The sequence below is a fragment of the Pandoraea terrae genome, from assembly GCF_902459695.1.
Taxonomy (GTDB): domain Bacteria; phylum Pseudomonadota; class Gammaproteobacteria; order Burkholderiales; family Burkholderiaceae; genus Pandoraea; species Pandoraea terrae.
On sequence record NZ_CABPRZ010000031.1, the window covers coordinates 18390 to 34886 of the forward strand.

14 protein-coding genes are annotated in these 16497 nt (G+C 63.9%); 5 read left to right on the forward strand and 9 right to left on the reverse strand.

Annotated features, from left to right (window positions below; genetic code table 11):
- Nucleotides 1–13: 13 nt before the first annotated feature.
- The 3 genes from PTE30175_RS24570 to PTE30175_RS24580 form a co-directional block, all read right to left on the reverse strand.
- On the reverse strand, nucleotides 14–1348 hold the full coding sequence (locus PTE30175_RS24570) for an aminopeptidase P N-terminal domain-containing protein (RefSeq protein WP_150699691.1): 1335 nt from the start codon (nucleotides 1346–1348) through the stop codon (nucleotides 14–16).
- Between the two features lie 109 nt (nucleotides 1349–1457).
- Complete coding sequence (murU, locus tag PTE30175_RS24575; RefSeq protein ID WP_150699692.1) at nucleotides 1458–2240, reverse strand: N-acetylmuramate alpha-1-phosphate uridylyltransferase MurU; 783 nt, start codon at nucleotides 2238–2240, stop codon at nucleotides 1458–1460.
- Nucleotides 2241–2251: 11 nt separating this feature from the next.
- A complete protein-coding gene (locus PTE30175_RS24580) occupies nucleotides 2252–3346 on the reverse strand; it encodes an aminoglycoside phosphotransferase family protein (RefSeq protein ID WP_150699693.1) in 1095 nt (364 codons plus the stop codon).
- Nucleotides 3347–3509: 163 nt separating this feature from the next.
- On the opposite strand from PTE30175_RS24580, the gene PTE30175_RS24585 reads away from it, so the two are divergent.
- The 5 genes from PTE30175_RS24585 to PTE30175_RS24605 all read left to right on the forward strand — a co-directional run bounded on the left by PTE30175_RS24585 (nucleotide 3510) and on the right by PTE30175_RS24605 (nucleotide 10172).
- Entirely contained in the window at nucleotides 3510–5846 is a 2337-nt protein-coding gene (locus tag PTE30175_RS24585) for an LPS-assembly protein LptD (RefSeq protein ID WP_150699694.1), read from the forward strand.
- Nucleotides 5839–7209: a peptidylprolyl isomerase gene (locus PTE30175_RS24590; protein WP_150699695.1), complete on the forward strand. Its 1371-nt coding sequence runs from the start codon at nucleotides 5839–5841 to the stop codon at nucleotides 7207–7209. Before PTE30175_RS24585 ends, PTE30175_RS24590 begins: the two co-directional genes overlap by 8 nt.
- A gap of 11 nt (nucleotides 7210–7220) precedes the next feature.
- Entirely contained in the window at nucleotides 7221–8339 is a 1119-nt protein-coding gene (pdxA, locus tag PTE30175_RS24595) for a 4-hydroxythreonine-4-phosphate dehydrogenase PdxA (protein ID WP_150699696.1), read from the forward strand.
- Nucleotides 8340–8348: 9 nt separating this feature from the next.
- Nucleotides 8349–9182, forward strand: a complete 834-nt coding sequence (gene rsmA / locus PTE30175_RS24600; RefSeq protein ID WP_150699697.1) for a 16S rRNA (adenine(1518)-N(6)/adenine(1519)-N(6))-dimethyltransferase RsmA — start codon at nucleotides 8349–8351, stop codon at nucleotides 9180–9182.
- Nucleotides 9183–9470: 288 nt separating this feature from the next.
- On the forward strand, nucleotides 9471–10172 hold the full coding sequence (locus tag PTE30175_RS24605; RefSeq protein ID WP_150699698.1) for an alpha/beta hydrolase: 702 nt from the start codon (nucleotides 9471–9473) through the stop codon (nucleotides 10170–10172).
- A gap of 492 nt (nucleotides 10173–10664) precedes the next feature.
- Here PTE30175_RS24605 and gloA read toward each other — a convergent pair whose 3' ends face one another.
- The 6 genes from gloA to glyQ all read right to left on the reverse strand — a co-directional run bounded on the left by gloA (nucleotide 10665) and on the right by glyQ (nucleotide 16479).
- Entirely contained in the window at nucleotides 10665–11066 is a 402-nt protein-coding gene (gene gloA, locus PTE30175_RS24610) for a lactoylglutathione lyase (protein ID WP_150699699.1), read from the reverse strand.
- An 86-nt stretch (nucleotides 11067–11152) separates the two neighbouring features.
- Entirely contained in the window at nucleotides 11153–12007 is an 855-nt protein-coding gene (locus PTE30175_RS24615; RefSeq protein ID WP_150699700.1) for a M48 family metallopeptidase, read from the reverse strand.
- 40 nt (nucleotides 12008–12047) lie between these two features.
- The gene (locus tag PTE30175_RS24620; protein WP_150699701.1) at nucleotides 12048–12809 is read right to left on the reverse strand and encodes a lysophospholipid acyltransferase family protein; all 762 of its coding nucleotides are present in this window, start codon (nucleotides 12807–12809) and stop codon (nucleotides 12048–12050) included.
- 29 nt (nucleotides 12810–12838) lie between these two features.
- On the reverse strand, nucleotides 12839–13423 hold the full coding sequence (gene gmhB / locus PTE30175_RS24625; protein WP_150699702.1) for a D-glycero-beta-D-manno-heptose 1,7-bisphosphate 7-phosphatase: 585 nt from the start codon (nucleotides 13421–13423) through the stop codon (nucleotides 12839–12841).
- A gap of 12 nt (nucleotides 13424–13435) precedes the next feature.
- On the reverse strand, nucleotides 13436–15544 hold the full coding sequence (gene glyS, locus PTE30175_RS24630; RefSeq protein WP_150699703.1) for a glycine--tRNA ligase subunit beta: 2109 nt from the start codon (nucleotides 15542–15544) through the stop codon (nucleotides 13436–13438).
- Complete coding sequence (gene glyQ / locus PTE30175_RS24635; protein WP_150699704.1) at nucleotides 15541–16479, reverse strand: glycine--tRNA ligase subunit alpha; 939 nt, start codon at nucleotides 16477–16479, stop codon at nucleotides 15541–15543. The genes glyS and glyQ overlap by 4 nt, the downstream gene beginning before the upstream one ends.
- Nucleotides 16480–16497: the final 18 nt, after the last annotated feature.

Here is a 16497-nt window from a genome sequence, read left to right on the forward strand (position 1 = left end):
GTCGGTACTGCGTTTAGCCGCGCATCAGCGCCTCGATTTCGTCGGCGTCGACGGGCACGCCGCGCGTGAGCAAGGTGCAGCCGTTGGCGGTCACGACGGCGTCGTCTTCGATGCGAATGCCGATGTTCCACCAGCGCTCGTCGACGTCGGGCGCCGGACGCACGTAAATTCCCGGCTCGACTGTCAGCACCATGTTTTCCCGCAATGCGCGCCACGGACGCTCGCCGCCATTCGGCGCCGTCTCCCGGTATTCGCCGCAATCGTGGACGTCCATGCCGATCCAGTGGCCGGTGCGGTGCATGTAGTAGCGCGAATAAGCCTTGCTGGCGATCACGTCGTCGACGCTGCCGTGGGTGTCGGTCTTGAGCAGGCCTGTGTCGAGCATGCCTTGCGCGAGCACGCGCACGGCGGCTTCGTGCGGCGCGTCGAAGCGCGCGCCGGCGCGAGTGGCGTCGATGGCCGCTTGCTGCGAGGCCAGCACGATGTCATACAGCGTGCGCTGCGCAGCGGTGAATTTTCCGTTGATGGGGAAAGTGCGGGTAATGTCGGATGCATATCCGTCGAGTTCGCAGGCCGCGTCGATCAGGCACAGATCCCCGTCGCGGCATTCGGTGTCGCCTGCGCGATAGTGCAGCACGCAGGCGTTGGCGCCGGTGGCCACGATCGAGCCGTACGCCGGGAATTGCGAACCATGGCGGCGAAATTCGTACAGCAGTTCCGCTTCGAGGTGGTATTCGCGCAGCCCGGGGCGGCTTGTCTGCATCGCGCGCACGTGCGCCTGCGCCGAGATCTTGCCGGCGCGCGCCATGATGCCGATCTCATGCGCGTCTTTCACCAGACGCATTTCGTCGAGGATCGCGCGGACGTCGTGCGCCGATTCCGGCGCGGTCACGCCGGCGCGGCTTTGCGCGCGCACGGTGTTCAGCCAGCCGCGGATCTGCTCGTCCTGCCGGGCCGAGGCGCCGAGGGCATAAAAGAGCGCCGGCACGTTGGCCAGCAGTTGCGGCAGACGTGCGTCGAGTTCGTCGATCGAATAGGCGGCGTCGAAGCCAAAGACCTCGCGTGCGGCTTCGGGGCCATAGCGATAACCGTCCCAAATCTCGCGTTCTTCGTTCTTCGCACGGCAAAACAGGATCGATTGGCCGTTACGGGAATCGAGCACGACAACCGCTTCGGGTTCCGTGAAGCCGGACAGATAGTAGAAGTAGCTGTCGTGCCGGTAAGGGTAGTCGCTGTCGCGGTTGCGGGGGACTTCAGGCGCGGTCGGGATGATCGCCACGCCGCCGCCCAGGCGGTTCATGGCCTCGATCACGCGCGCGCGCCGCGCAGCATACGGGGAATCGGTCATCGCAAACTCCAGGGCTCGGCGCCCGCGGCGCCAGGATTCGAAACGGATTCGCGCGGTGTCGGCCCGCCAGGTGTAAATGGTGCTGGCGGCCGCACGCCTCGCTGGGCTGTCAGGCAGATTCTAGCGCCGGTGGGGCATTGTTGCCGCTGTCAGTGCGGCCGCCGGCACCGATTTCGGCGCGGACCTGTGCGTCGAGCGTGGCCAATTGCGCCGGAGTGCCGATGTTTTCCCAACGGCCGTCAAAGCGCTCGCCCGTGGCGCGGCCCGCCGCAATGGTGTCGCGGTACAGCGGGCTCATGGCCAGGCGGGTGCCGGCCTTGATGTCGTCGAACAGGCGCAGATCGTACAGGCCGATACTGCCGAACGTCAGGGTCGGCGCGCCGGCGGGCGCTGCTCCGCGCGGATACAGGCGTCCGGCGGGGGCAAGGGCAAAGTCGCCGGCCGCGTGGAACGGCGGGTTCGGCACCATCACCAGATGCATGCCGGGCGCTGGCATTGCGGCGAGCTTGCGTGCGTGCACGGCCAGCGTGCCGAAGTCGAAATCGGTAAAGATGTCGCCGGCAACGGCGAGGAAGATGTCCGCTTCGCCCGCGGCGCGAGTCGACAGCAGCGGCCGCGCCTGAGCGACGCCGCCGGCCGTCTCCAGTGCTTCGGGCTCCGGTGAGTACGCCAGACGTACGCCGAATTGCCGGCCGTCGCCGAGTTCGGATTCGATCCGCGCGCCCAGCCAGGCGTGATTGATCACGATGTCGGTGAGACCGGCCTGCGCGAGGCGTTCGATCTGCCAGACGATCAGCGGTTTGCCGCCGACCGGCAGCATCGGCTTCGGGGCCGTGTCCGTCAGCGGCCGCATGCGGTCGCCGCGGCCGGCGGCGAAAATCATCGCCTTCATGCCGGGCGTCCTCAGAAGGTGTAGCCGACGTCGGCGGATTGCCCGGTCAGCGTGTCGAGCAGCAGCGCGAGCGGACGCAGCGCGCCGTAACGGTCGGCGACCTTGCGGGCGTACGCCAGGAAGCGCGGCGTGTCGGCGAGATAGCGCGGCTTGCCGTCGCGATAATTGATGCGCGCGAAAATGCCGATGACCTTCAGATGGCGCTGCAGGCCCATCCATTCGCACTGGCGGTAGAACTCGGCGAAGTCGGGGTCGACGGGAAGACCGGCCTTGCGGGCGCGTTCCCAGTAATACGCAAGAAAGTCGAGTTCGCGTTCTTCATCCCAACTGATGAACGCATCGCGCAGCAGCGAGATGACGTCGTACGTGAGCGGTCCGTAGACCGCGTCCTGGAAGTCGAGGATGCCCGGCGCGGTATTGTCGCCCGGCGGCGCCATCAGGTTGCGCGGCATGAAGTCCCGGTGCACGAACACCTTGGGCTGCGCCAGCGCGCTCTCGATCAACAGGTGGTTGATGTCGTCGAGCGTGGCTTGCTGCTCCACTGTGAGCGCCGTCTTCAGATGCTGGGCAACGTACCACGTCGGAAACAGGTCGAGTTCACGTTGTAGCAGCGCCGTGTCGTACGGGGGCAGCACGCCTTCGCGCGAACTTTTCTGCCAGACGATGAGTGCGTCGATCGCCGCACGCATGAGCGGGCGGGCGTTTTCGTCGGACAACACGTCGAGATAGGTGTCACGGCCGAGGTCCGTGAGCAACAGGAACCCCTGAATGAGATCCTCGGCCAGCACGCGCGGGGCCGAGAGGCCGGCTTCCTGCAGCAGTCCGGCGACATGGACGAACGGGCGACAGTCTTCCTGCGGCGGCGGGGCATCCATGACGATCAGCGTCGGATGGCTGGCCGAGGCGCTCGCGATGCGGAAATAGCGCCGGAAGCTGGCATCTGCGGAGGCAGGGGTCAGCGTGGCGGGCTCGAGGGCGAATTCGGCGGGCAGCGAGGCCAGCCAGGCATGCAGGGCTTCAATACGGAGATCCGGGGTGTCCGACGGGGCGCCGGGGAGGGCGGAAGACTCGGAAACACGCGCTTGGGCGATCGATTGTGCGGTCATGATAGGGGGTGAAAACGTCTTGCCATATAATACCCGATGATGTTTTCCAAACGCCCTATTTCTCGACCTCGATCGACCGTCTCGCTCGCCCCGGTGCCGCCGTGCGGGAGTGCGGGTCTGGCCGCCCGCCAGCGGCGCCTCGATTGTCACGCCGTTTGCGTACATGCCGCCTAAACACGTCTCAGAACACGATTTTTCGCCGATTCACCGCCTCCTGCGGACGCGGCGCAAGCCGCTGGCCCTGCTGCTGTCGCTGCCCGGCGTGTGGTGTTCGCTGGCCGGCGCGCAGGAGACGCCCGCCGCGCCGCCGGCCGACGGGCTGAGCCTCCAGACTGTGCCCGCGATCGGTGATTTCACGCTGAAGCCCGGCCAGGACACGCCGCTCTTTCTGCGCGGAGACCGGATGACCGGCCGCACCGACCGGGACATGGCAGTCGACGGCGATGCCGAAGTCCGCCATTTCAAATCGGTCGCCAAGGGCGACCGACTGACCTATGACCAGGACACGGACGAGGTCGTCGTGCGCGGCAACGCGCGCCTGATCGATAGCGGCAACACTTTCGTCGGACCGGAAGCCCACATGTACACGGGCGCGAGCGAAGGCTACATGCTGACCCCGACCTACACGCTGAGCAACGGCGGGGGCGGCAAGTCGGCGCGCATCGACATGACGGGCGGCGACCAGATCACCGTGACGAAGGGCACCTACTCCGGCTGTGCATGCACCGACGACCCCGCTTGGTACATCAAGGCCTCCGAGTTCGAATTCGATACGGAAGCCAACGAGGGCACGGCCTATAACGGCGTGTTGTTCTTTCAGGGGGTGCCGATCCTGGCGAGCCCGTACATGTCGTTTCCGACCACGAATGAGCGCAAATCCGGCCTGCTTGCGCCGACATTCGGCCAGTCGAGCACGACCGGCCTGGAATTCCTGCAGCCGTATTATTTCAATATCGCGCCGAACCGCGACCTGACGATCACACCGCGCTTCATGGCCAAGCGCGGCGTGATGCTGAATGCCGATTTGCGCTACCTGGAACCGACGTATTCCGGGCTGTTTCACGTCGAGTATCTGCCGCGCGACAAGGGCAAGGACGGAAACCCGAACCGTTACACATACACTTGGGTACACAACCAAACCCTCGGGTATGGCGTCGGCGCGTACGTCAACTTCACCAAGGTTTCCGACGACACCTATCCGGATGATTTCGGGACGGGCACGACCTTCCAGACTGGCGTGACGCGTCTGTACAACCGCGAGGCGGGGTTGACGTGGAGCAAGGGGGATTGGTCGTTTTTGGCCCGTGTGCTGAAGTATCAGGCGCTCCTGCCGAGTACGGCGCCGTATGAGCGCGTGCCGCAACTGTTGGCGACCTATAACAAGATGGACTGGCACGGCTTCGACTTCACGATGCCGATCGACTACACACGCTTTCGCATCGCAGTGCCCAACGCGTCGCAACCGAATGGCGAGCGCTTGTACATCCAGCCGACGCTGAGCTACCCGATTCTGACGCCGGGATATTTTGTCATTCCGAAGGTCATCTTCAACGCGACCTCGTACCAGCTCGACAACCTGACGCCCGGCGTGCCGAACAGCATCAACCGTACGGTGCCGACGTTCAGTTTCGATACGGGGCTGACGTTCGAGCGACCGGTCCATCTGTTTGGCCTGAACATGACCCAAACGCTGGAACCGCGTCTGTTTTACGTGTATACGCCGTACCGAAACCAGAATTCGATCCCGCTGTTCGATACGGCGCACGCCGACTTCAACCTCGCGGAAATCTTCAGTGAGAACTCGTTCGTCGGTAACGACCGGATTGCAGACGCCAATCGCGTCACCGCGGGTGTCACATCCCGTTTCATCGACTCGGATTCCGGTATCGAACGCGCCCGCTTCTGGATTGCGCAGCGCTACAACCTGACCCAGTCCCGCGTTACGCTGACACCGACGACGTTGCCGGAAGATACCGGCCCGTCCGACTTGCTTGTCGGCGCGTCGATGCTGATTGCCCGCAACGTGAGCTTTGCCACGGCGGTCCAATACAGCCAGAACACCAAGCAATTCAACCGGTCGGACGTGGGCATCACATGGCGTCCGGGCGAGCGCAAGGTATTCAACGCCTATTACCGCTATCTGCGAACGTCGACGATCGTTGGGGAATCTCCGATCAACCAGATCGAACTTTCCGGCCAATGGCCGATTACACCTCGCTTCGGCGTCGTGGGGCGCGTCAACTACAGCCTGAGCGACAAGACGTTCATCGATGCGCTGGGCGGTTTCGAGTATGATGCCGACTGCTGGGCGTTCCGCTTTGGCGTGCAGCGCTACGCGACCAACGCGACCACCACGACGAGCCGCGTGTTCGCGCAGCTAGAACTCAAGGGGCTTTCGAAGTCGGGCACGAGCGCGACCGAAGCCTTCAAGGCAGCCGTGCCTGGCTATATGACGGCGCCGACGAACCAGATTCCTTCTCGATTCAGCAACTATGAATGACCTCATTGTGAAGCGTGTCTCGCTGCTGGCGAGCCTGTGTCTTGCTGCCAACCTCGCGGTGGCCCAGCCCGTGCCGGCGACCGGCGGCGCGGCCGCGCACGGGACCTCGGCGGTCAAGCCTGTGGATTCGATCGTGGCGGTCGTCAACGACAGCGTCATTACGAAAAAGGAACTTGATGCGCGTGTGAACGAGACGATGCGCCAGCTCAAGCAGCAAAACCGTCCGATTCCGGAAGGCGACGTCGTGCAGCGCCAGATCCTCGAGCAGATGATCGTGACGCGCGTGCAATTGCAGCGCGCCAAGGAAGACGGCATCGTCGTCAAGGATGCGGATGTCGAGCAGGCGGTACAGCGCGTGGCTGCCGATAACCACATGAGCGTCGACCAGTACCGTACGCGTCTCGGGGCCGCTGGCGTATCGTGGGAGGCCTTCCGCAAGGAAGTGCGCGACCAGATCACGATGGCCCGTTTGCGTGACCGGGAAGTCGACAGCCAGGTGCAGGTCGGCGAATCGGAAATCAACGCGTTTCTCACCGCCCAGCGCGGCGCGAGCGCTGCCCCGGCGACGGAAAGCGAATACCGTCTTGCCCAGATTCTCGTGAAGGTGCCGGACGGCGCTTCGGCCACGCAGATCGACGCCGCCAAGAAGAAGGCCGAAGAAGCGTTGTCGAAGGCCAAATCGGGCGCCGATTTCGCACAATTGGCGCAGCAGTACTCTGACAGCGGCGATGCCTCCAACGGCGGCGACATGGGGTACCGCATTCCGGAGCGCATCCCCGATCTGTTCCTGAATCAGGTCAACAAGCTCAAGGACGGACAGGTGGTGCCGCAGGTGCTGCGCAGCAGCAACGGCTTCCACGTCGTGAAGCTCGTTGAGAAGCGTCAACAAGGCGGTGCGCAGGACGGCATGACCGTGCCGCAGATTCACGCGCGTCACATCCTGATTCGCATCGGCGACGGCGTTTCGGAAGCGCAGGCGCGTCAGAAGCTGCTCGACGTCAAGGCGCAACTGGAAAAAGGTCAGGGCAATTTCGGTGACTTTGCGCGCCGGCTGTCGGCCGACGGCTCGGCGTCGCAGGGTGGCGATCTTGGCTGGGTTTCCCCGGGTGAAACCGTGCCGGCGTTCGAGCGCGCCCTGTCCGAACTGAAGGACAACCAGATCAGCGATCCGGTGCGCACCGAGTATGGCTATCACCTGATCCAGGTGCTGGGGCACCGCGAGAGCAAAGTCACCGGAGATCAGGAGCGCAATCTCGCCACGCAGGAACTGCGCAGCCGCAAGGCCGAACAGCAGTACCGCGACTGGCTGCAGCAGTTGCGCGACAGCGCCTACGTCGACTACCGCACTGGCAACGCGCAGTAAGCGCGCATCGCATGACGTCTGCGCGTCCTCTGGTTCTCGCGATCACCACCGGCGAACCCGCCGGGGTCGGGCCCGAGTTGACCGTGCAGGCTTTGGCCGGCCTGCTGGGCCCGGACGCAGGCGGGACCGGCGTGGCCGACGCGGCGTTTGCCGGCGTCGTCTTCCATGTCCTGGGCGACGCCGATTTACTCGCCGAGCGTGCGCAGGCCGTTGGTTTGGCCGATGCCTGGTCGAACATGCTTGCGGGGCCGCGCGTGCGGGTCGTGCCACACGCCACTGCGGCGCCGGTGGTCGCTGGCCGGCTCGATGCTGCCAACGGCCGCTATGTGCTGGCGTTGCTTGACGATGCCATTGACGGCGCCATGGCCGGGCACTACGACGCCATTGTCACCGCGCCGCTTCAGAAGAGCACCATCAACGATTGTGGCGTGCCCTTTACCGGCCATACCGAATATCTCGCGCAACGCACCCGGACCCCGAAAGTCGTCATGATGCTTGCGGGGGGCGGCTTGCGTGTCGCACTGGCGACGACGCACTTGCCGCTCGCGCAAGTCCCTGCTGCCATCGAGCGGGGCGATCTCTACGAGACCTTGGCCATTGTCGACACCGGATTGCGGCGCGATTTCGGCATTGCGAAGCCGCACATTCTCGTGACCGGCTTGAATCCGCATGCGGGCGAGGCCGGCTATCTTGGTCGAGAGGAAATCGACGTCATCACCCCGGCGTTGCGCGACGCACAGGCCGCGGGCATTCATGCGACGGGCCCTTATCCGGCCGACACCTTGTTTCAGCCGAGGCATCTTGCCGACGCCGACTGTGTCCTGGCGATGTACCACGACCAAGGCTTGCCGGTCCTCAAATACGCGAGCTTTGGCGCAGGCGTCAACATCACCCTTGGCTTGCCGATCGTGCGCACGTCCGTCGATCACGGAACCGCGCTTGATCTTGCCGGCACCGGGCGTGCCGAGAGCGGCAGCCTTGTCGAGGCACTGCGCACGGCGGCCGAGATGGCGGCCCATCGTGCCAAACACCCGTTGAAAAATCGAACACAACCTCGGGGCGCGCCTGACGCGGCCCCTTCGGCAAACACCCGGGCGGGTCACGCCCGCACGCGGTCACCGCGTACCTAAGGAATTCACATGAGCAGCGCGGGCAAGCGCACGGGCGTCCATCAGGGCCACGTGGCGCGCAAACGTTTCGGTCAGAACTTTCTCGTCGACACCGGCGTCATTGCCGGGATCGTCAGCGTCATTGGACCGCAGAAAGACGACCTCATGGTCGAAATCGGCCCGGGACTTGGCGCCCTGACCACGCCCTTGACCGAATGGCTGGCACATTTGCACGTCGTCGAACTCGATCGCGACCTGGTCGCGCGCCTGCAGCGCCGCTTCGCCGAGCGTGTCACGGTACATGCGGGCGACGCCCTCGACTTCGATTTCGCGTCGCTCGTCCCGGCCGAACGTGCGCAAGAGAAACCGCTGCGCATTGTCGGCAACCTGCCGTACAACATCTCGAGTCCCCTGCTGTTCCATCTCATGCGCTTTGCGGCCGTAGTACGCGATCAGCATTTCATGTTGCAGAACGAAGTGGTTGAACGCATGGTTGCCGCTCCGGGCTCCAGCGACTACAGCCGCCTGTCCGTGATGCTGCAGTACCGTTACTGGATGGACAAAGTGATGGATGTCCCACCCGAAGCATTCAATCCGCCGCCGAAGGTCGATTCGGCCATCGTTCGCATGATCCCGCGGGCAGCGGCCGATCTGCCCCAGGTCGATTTGAAGGCGTTCGAGGAAGTCGTGGCGCAGGCATTTTCGCAGCGCCGGAAAATGTTGCGCAACACCTTGGGGAAGTATCGCGACCGTCTCGACTTTGATGCCTTGGGCTTTGATCTCACCCGACGCGCCGAAGACGTATCCGTCGATGAATACGTCGCCCTTGCGCGGGCGCTCAGCGTCGCCGGTTTACCCGGTTGATCCCGGCGGGCAGCGTGCCATCCCCCGTGTGGTCGTCGGAACGCGAGTCACAAACGACGGCATGATGCGGGCTTCTGGCGAAATCATGTGGGATGCGGACGCCCATTGTCCCCGATTTGGTGCATTCGCGCGCGACACCTGATAGTTTCGATCGAAAGTTTCCGGCCGATTGTCCTGTTCCGGGGGACGATCAATTTCATGCTGCGCGGTTTATCGGGAGGGTGCGGCCCAATAGACTGGGGGGAATGGAATCGGGGGCGGGTCCCGATGGCGAACTGGAGAATTCAAATGAGCGACACGCATGCGGCGGTCTCGTTGATCGAATCGGCGGCGACTGGATTGCGATATCGGCGCTTTGGCGTCAAGCGCGAGGCGCCGGCACGTGCGCGGCTGTTGCTGCTGCATGGTGTCGGTGGCAACGAAACCAATCTGGAGGGATTGGCCGCGCAGCTAGACGCGCGCGTGGAGACATTACTTGTGCGGGGACCGTTGACCTTCGCGCCGGGGCAGTTCGGGTGGTTCGAGGTCAGTTTTGCGACGGGTGTGCCGGCGATTGATCCGTTGCAGGCCGAATCGAGCCGAGAGCGTTTGGTCGCGCTGCTACGCGAATTGCGCGCGGCTGATGGTGCGAATCCATTACCGACGGTGATTGCGGGCTTCAGTCAGGGCGGCATCTTGAGTGCGAGCGTCGGTTTGACATCGCCTGAGGCCGTGAAAGGATTTGCGATTCTGAGCGGACGTATTTTGCCGGAGATCGCCCCGCAAATCGCTTCGACTGAAGCCTTGAAGGCATTAACGGCGTTCATTGCGCACGGCCGCTACGACAACAAACTGCCGATTGACTGGGCTGAGCGTGCGGATCGCTGGCTTGATCAACTTGGCGTGCGTCACGAGACACATCGGTACGACATCGGGCATGAGATTGACGCACGGGTTGTTGCCGACTTTACGCAGTGGTTGGCGGGGTCGTTGGCATTGGATCGCGGCTAGACCCGATTGCGGGAATTCATCACGTATCAGATTGCGACGCTGGACCCCATCTCAAATTGCTGTGCTTGCGCTTTGTCTGGCGCCCGGGGCCGCCAACGGAGCTACTTTTGCTTCGCAAAACCAGCGCCATTGCCGGCGCCATGCATCGAGGGGAGCACCCCCGCGGGAAGTCACGCCAACGGTGATTGCGATGCTGGCCCCGGGTCGATGAACGGCTGCGTCTCACGACACTTTGGCTGTAGGGACCGTCGCTGGGAGTGCCGCACTGGCGGCGGTTACGGAGGGCAAAGTGTCGCGCGGGGGAGTGTGAAGCGGGTCTTCGACGGACCGGGAATCAAAGGCACGGCAGCGCTGGTGCCGTTTTATTGACCCTCCTGCAGCGGACGTGTGCTCCGGGAGCGGAAGGAGGGTCGATAAAGCGGCTGGCGCGAGCGTGGAAAGCGGGTCGAGAGTCGGCGGCGCTGGCCGTAAGCCAAACGCCAACGCCAACGCTTACAGCGCGCCCTTTGCCGAATGCTTCTGGATCAGCTCGATCTTGTACCCATCCGGATCTTCGACGAACGCGATCACTGTCGTACCGCCTTTCACCGGGCCAGCCTCGCGCGACACCTTGCCGCCGGCGGCGCGAATTGTCTCGCAAGCCTTGTACGCATCGTCCACCTCCACTGCCAGATGGCCGAACGCAGTGCCAAGTTCATACTTCTCGGTACCCCAGTTGTACGTCAGTTCGAGCACCGCATTTTCGCTTTCCGGGCCATAGCCCACGAACGCCAGCGTGTACTTGTACTCGCGGTTTTCGCTTTGGCGCAGCAACTGCATGCCGAGCACGCGCGTATAAAAATCGATCGAGCGCTGCAGGTCGCCGACGCGCAGCATCGTGTGGAGCATTCGCATAGTGTTTTGCTTCAGGGGGAAAAATGAGACTCCATTGTAGCCCTCGAGCCAAACCCCTGCAGACCTGCCCCACCGAATCCCGCCGGCTACAGCTCCGGCACCCATTCAGGCGCGTGCGATTTGAGCGTATCGCGCGCTGCCTCGAATTCCGGAAAGATGGACGCGACCGCGCGCCAGAAGCGCGGGCCGTGATTCATCTCTTTCAAATGCGCCAGTTCGTGCGCCACCACATAATCGATCACGCCCAGCGGGAAATGAATGAGCCGCCAGTTCAGCCGGATGCGTCCGTCCGCGCTGCAACTCCCCCAACGCGTGGCGGCCGATGACAACGCCAATGCAGTGTGCCGCACCCCGAGGCGCTCGCCATACACATCGAGGCGCGTTGCGAACAGCTTGCGCGCTTCCTGTTGGAGCCAGCCCTGGACGCGGTCGCGCATCTGCGTCGGCGCGGCCTGCGGCGGCAGGTCGAGCCACAGTGTGTGCGTGGCGATATCATAGAGCGAAGCGCCGGGATGCCCGCCCAGCCGGATCGTCAGCTTGTGCCCCAGGTACGGTAGCGTTGCGCCGTCGGCCCAATGGATCTTCGGAATCGCGCGCCGCGTGGCGCGCTCTCGATACTCCGCGATCTTGCTGAAGATCCAGCGCTTCTTTTCAAGAATGGCCGCCTCGACCTCAGCGAGCGTCACCCAGCGCGGCGCGGTCACGGACAGCCCGGCTTCGTCAATCATGAAGCCGATGGTCCGGCGCGACGAACGTTTAAAACGATAGTAGAGCGGCTGCGCCTCGATGAGCATCACGCGTTCGTTGCCGGCAGGTACTCGGCGCGGTTCGGTCTCGGGAGACGAAGACGGCGCAGCGCCGGCGTCAAAAAGCGGAAGTTCCAATTGTGGTGCAATGTCCTCATGCCGTCGGGGGCGGGTGGCGGGGCGGGCCTTCGACATGAGGATGCCTCTCGAGTGCGGTTCGCGTTGCGTGATGCCGTTACGTACGCGTCACCGGCGTTGCTGACACATAGGGCTTCGCATAGGCCGATGGATCGATCCGGTCCATCTCGGCTTCAATCCACTGTTCGACGCGCGTGTTCACCGCATCCGGTGTCAATCCCGCCGTCGGAATCACGGGGCCGATCGACACGATCACTTCGCCCGGATACTTCACGAACGAATTGCGCGGCCACACGCGGCCCGCATTGTGCGCGATCGGCACGACCGGCGTTTGCGTCGCGGCGGCCAGGCGTGCGCCGCCCGACTTGTATTTGTTGCGGGTGCCCGAGCGCGTGCGCGTGCCTTCCGGGAACATGATGATCCACGCGCCTTCGTCCAGGCGCTGCTGCCCCTGATTGACCACCGACTGAAACGCATCTTTGCCTTTCTGGCGATTGATGTGAATCATGCGGAGCATACCAAGCGCCCATCCGAAGAAGGGAACGTACAGCAACTCGCGTTTGAACACGAAACACAAGGGGCGCGGCATCAGCGCGGGCAATGCGATCGTCTCCCATGCCGATTGATGCTTCGACAGCAGCACCGCGTGTCCGTCGGGCAGGTTTTCCCAGCCGATCACGCGATAGCGGATGCCACACAGCCAGCGGCCAACGAAGATCACCGACTTGCACCAGCCCGCCGCGAACCAGTATCGCGCTACCGGCGGCATGAACGGAAACAGCACGAAGCACGCCGTGGCATAGGGGATCGTGTACAGGATCTGGAAGGCGAAAAACAACGCGGAACGCAGTCGCAGCATGGGGAGTTCTATTCAGGTTCCGGTGAGCGTCAGGACGGCTCGCCCGCAAGATAATCGAGTACGAAAGCCGACAGGCTGTCGTGGATTCGCGTGCCTGCGGGGAGATTGCCCTCCGCTTGTGTTTTCTTGCCTTTGCCGGTCAGCACCAGGTGCGGCGCCGCGCCGACGGCCGCACCCGCCTGCAGATCGCGCAACGAATCGCCGACGACCGGCACGCCAGTCAGGTCGATTTCGTACCGGCGTGCGATTTCCTGCATCATGCCGGGCTTTGGCTTGCGGCAATCGCAGTTGTCGGCGGCCGTGTGCGGACAGAAGAACACGGCATCGATACGCCCGCCGACGGCCGCCGCTGCGCGGTGCATCTTCGTGTGCATTGCGTTGAGCGCGGCCATGTCGAACAGACCGCGGCCCACGCCGCTCTGGTTGCTCGCCACGACCACGCGGTAGCCGGCCTGGTTGAGCTGGCCGATCGCTTCGAGACTGCCGGGAATGGCGACCCATTCGTTCGGCGTCTTGATGAACTGGTCCGAGTCGGCGTTGATCACGCCGTCACGATCCAGTATCACCAGCTTGCGGGCGGCAGCCCCGGGGTTACGATCTTTGCGCGAGTCCATGGCGAAAGGGCGTCAGGCAGCCAGTTTGGAAAGGTCGGCGACGAGATTCATCCGCGTGTGCAGATTGTGCAGCAACGTCAGGCGGTTGTTGCGCAACGCGTCGTTCTCGGCCATCACCATCACGTCGTCGAAGAAGGTGTCGACGGCCGCGCGCAGTTGCGCGAGCGCCAGCAGCGCGTCGGTATAGGCGCGGGCGTTGTACTTCTCTTCCACGATTGGCGCGACCTTGCGGAACGCCGCGAACAGCGCGACCTCGGCGGCTTCTTCCAGCCGGCCTTCGTTGATGGTGCCATCCGGCGGCGGCGCCGTCTTCTTCAGGATATTGCCGATACGCTTGTTCGCCGCGGCCAGCGCCTCGGCTTCGGGCAGGGCCGCGAAGGTGCGCACGGCGTCCAGACGCTCGGTCACGTCGCCGATGTACTTCGGACGATTGGCCAACACGGCCTCGATCTCGTTCGGCGCATAGCCGCGCTCACGCAGATAGCCGCGCAGACGGTCGTACATGAACTGCGCGACGTCTTCCAGATACTCGGACGACGCCACACCCGCCGTGAACTTGGTATAGGCGGCGAGCAGAAGTTCGTCGAGCATCACCGGCAGACGCTTTTCGACCAACATGCGCACGATGCCCAGCGCATGGCGGCGCAGTGCGAACGGGTCCTTTTCGCCCGTCGGCTGCAGGCCGATGCCCCAGATGCCGACGAGTGTTTCGAGCTTGTCAGCCAGCGCGACAGCCCTGCCGGTGGGGGTCGACGGCAGGGCATCGCCGGCGAAACGCGGCTGATAGTGTTCCGAGCACGCCAGCGCCACGTCTTCGGCTTCGCCGTCGTTGCGGGCGTAATACGTACCCATCGTGCCCTGCAGTTCGGGAAACTCGCCGACCATGTCGGTCAGCAGGTCGGCCTTGGCCAGAAGCGCGGCGCGCCGGGCGTGCGCGACATCGCCGCCGATCATGCCGGCAATGTCGCCGGCCAGCGCTTCGAGTCGCTCCGTGCGCGCGAGTTGCGAGCCCAGCTTGTTGTGATACACGACGTGCGCGAGCAGCGGCACGCGGTCGGCCAGCGGCTTCTTCTTGTCCTGCTCGAAGAAGAACTTGGCGTCGGCCAGCCGCGGACGCACCACGCGCTCGTTGCCCGTGACGATTTGCGCGGGCGTGTCCGTCGCAATGTTCGACACGATCAGGAAGCGGTTCGTCAGACGCCCGCCGTCGGCGAGCGGCTTGTTCGTCAGCGCGAAGTATTTCTGGTTCGTCTGCATCGTCAGGATCAGGCATTCCTGCGGCACGCGCAGGAACACTTCCTCGAAATGGCAGGCGTACACGGCCGGGAATTCGACCAGCGCCGTCACTTCGTCGAGCAACGCATCGGGCATTACGACGTGATCGCTGCCTGCTGCGGCGAGCAACTGGGCACGGATCGCATCACGCCGTGCGGTGAAGCTGGCGATGACCTTGCCTTCGGTCTCCAGGGTCTGCGCGTAGGCGTCGGCGCCGGAAATCGTGATTTCACCGTTCGACAGGAAGCGGTGGCCGAGCGTGACGTTGCCCGACGACAGGCCGATGGCCGTGGCGGGGACGACGGCGTCGCCGAAAAGGGCGATCAGGCCGTGGACCGGGCGCACGAACTGCACGGTCTCGCCGTCCGGGCGCTGGTAGCTCATGACCTTCGGGATCGGCAGCTTGCCGAGCGTGTCGTCGAGCGATGCCTGCAGGGCGTCAGCCAACTGCGCGCCGGGTGCGGTGTACGTATGGAAGAACGCTTCGGCCTTGCCGTCGACCGCACGCTCGAGTTCCGAGACGGGCAGGTCGGGAAAACCGAGTGCGGCAAGCTTCTTGGCCAGCGGCGGCGTCGGATTGCCGGCCGCATCGAGGGCGACGGACACCGGCAGGACCTTCGCCCGGATCTGCGCGTCGGGCGCGCGTTCCAGGACGTGCGTGATCGATACTGCCAGGCGGCGCGGGGTGGCGAACGGCGTGACGACGCTGTCCTGGCTCAACAGGCCGCGCGTGCGCAGACCGATGGCCAAGCCGTCGGCGAAAGCATCGCCCAGGCGCGCCAGGGCTTTCGGCGGCAATTCTTCGGTCAGCAGTTCGACCAGCAGGGTGCGTTGTGCGGTACTCATTGTGCGGCTTGCAGGGAAACGGTGGCGGGGGTATTGCACATCGGGAAGCCCAGCTTCTCGCGGGATGCGTAATACGCTTGCGCGACCAGACGCGACAACGCGCGAATGCGTCCGATGTAGGCGGCGCGCTCGGTCACCGAGATGGCGCCGCGCGCGTCGAGCAGATTGAACGTGTGCGCGGCCTTCAGGATCATTTCGTAGGCCGGCAGCGCCAGTTCTGCTTCGATCAGGCGCTTCGCTTCGTTTTCGTAGTTGTCGAAGAATCCGAACAGCATCGACGGGTTCGAATGCTCGAAGTTGTAGCGCGACTGTTCGACTTCGTTCTGATGAAACACGTCGCCATAGGTCAGGCGGCGCGTGACCGGGCCGTTGTCGGTCGCTTCCTGCCATTCCGTCCAGACAAGATCGTAGACGTTCTCGACTTGCTGCAGATACATGGCCAGACGCTCGATCCCGTAGGTGATTTCGCCGAGCACGGGCTTGCAATCGAGGCCGCCGACTTGCTGGAAGTATGTGAACTGCGTGACTTCCATGCCATTGAGCCACACTTCCCAGCCGAGCCCCCAAGCGCCGAGTGTCGGGTTTTCCCAATCGTCTTCAACGAAACGGACGTCGTTTTCGGTCAGATCGAGGCCGAGCGCCGTCAGCGAGCCCAGATAGAGATCGAGAATGTTCTCGGGCGCAGGCTTCAGCACCACCTGGTACTGGTAGTAATGCTGCATCCGATTCGGATTTTCACCATAGCGGCCGTCCTTGGGACGGCGCGACGGTTGCACATAGGCGGCACGCCACGGCTCCGGGCCGATGGCGCGCAGGAACGTGGCCGTGTGCGAGGTGCCGGCGCCAACCTCCATGTCGTAAGGCTGGAGCAATGCACAGCCTTGCTTGGCCCAGTAATCCTGCAGTGTCAGGATGACTTGTTGAAAGGTAAGCATGTTCAATTCGCGCGGATG

Excerpts from the sequence above, each read along its gene's own strand:
- PTE30175_RS24615 (WP_150699700.1), bottom strand. The coding sequence starts at position 12,007 with ATGTCGAAGGCCCGCCCCGCCACCCGCCCCCGACGGCATGAGGACATT.
- PTE30175_RS24620 (WP_150699701.1), bottom strand. The coding sequence starts at position 12,809 with ATGCTGCGACTGCGTTCCGCGTTGTTTTTCGCCTTCCAGATCCTGTAC.
- gmhB (WP_150699702.1), bottom strand. The coding sequence starts at position 13,423 with ATGGACTCGCGCAAAGATCGTAACCCCGGGGCTGCCGCCCGCAAGCTG.
- PTE30175_RS24590 (WP_150699695.1), top strand. The coding sequence starts at position 5,839 with ATGAATGACCTCATTGTGAAGCGTGTCTCGCTGCTGGCGAGCCTGTGT.
- rsmA (WP_150699697.1), top strand. The coding sequence starts at position 8,349 with ATGAGCAGCGCGGGCAAGCGCACGGGCGTCCATCAGGGCCACGTGGCG.
- pdxA (WP_150699696.1), top strand. The coding sequence starts at position 7,221 with ATGACGTCTGCGCGTCCTCTGGTTCTCGCGATCACCACCGGCGAACCC.
- PTE30175_RS24605 (WP_150699698.1), top strand. The coding sequence starts at position 9,471 with ATGAGCGACACGCATGCGGCGGTCTCGTTGATCGAATCGGCGGCGACT.
- glyQ (WP_150699704.1), bottom strand. The coding sequence starts at position 16,479 with ATGCTTACCTTTCAACAAGTCATCCTGACACTGCAGGATTACTGGGCC.
- PTE30175_RS24570 (WP_150699691.1), bottom strand. The coding sequence starts at position 1,348 with ATGACCGATTCCCCGTATGCTGCGCGGCGCGCGCGCGTGATCGAGGCC.
- PTE30175_RS24585 (WP_150699694.1), top strand. The coding sequence starts at position 3,510 with ATGCCGCCTAAACACGTCTCAGAACACGATTTTTCGCCGATTCACCGC.
- gloA (WP_150699699.1), bottom strand. The coding sequence starts at position 11,066 with ATGCGAATGCTCCACACGATGCTGCGCGTCGGCGACCTGCAGCGCTCG.
- murU (WP_150699692.1), bottom strand. The coding sequence starts at position 2,240 with ATGAAGGCGATGATTTTCGCCGCCGGCCGCGGCGACCGCATGCGGCCG.
- glyS (WP_150699703.1), bottom strand. The coding sequence starts at position 15,544 with ATGAGTACCGCACAACGCACCCTGCTGGTCGAACTGCTGACCGAAGAA.
- PTE30175_RS24580 (WP_150699693.1), bottom strand. The coding sequence starts at position 3,346 with ATGACCGCACAATCGATCGCCCAAGCGCGTGTTTCCGAGTCTTCCGCC.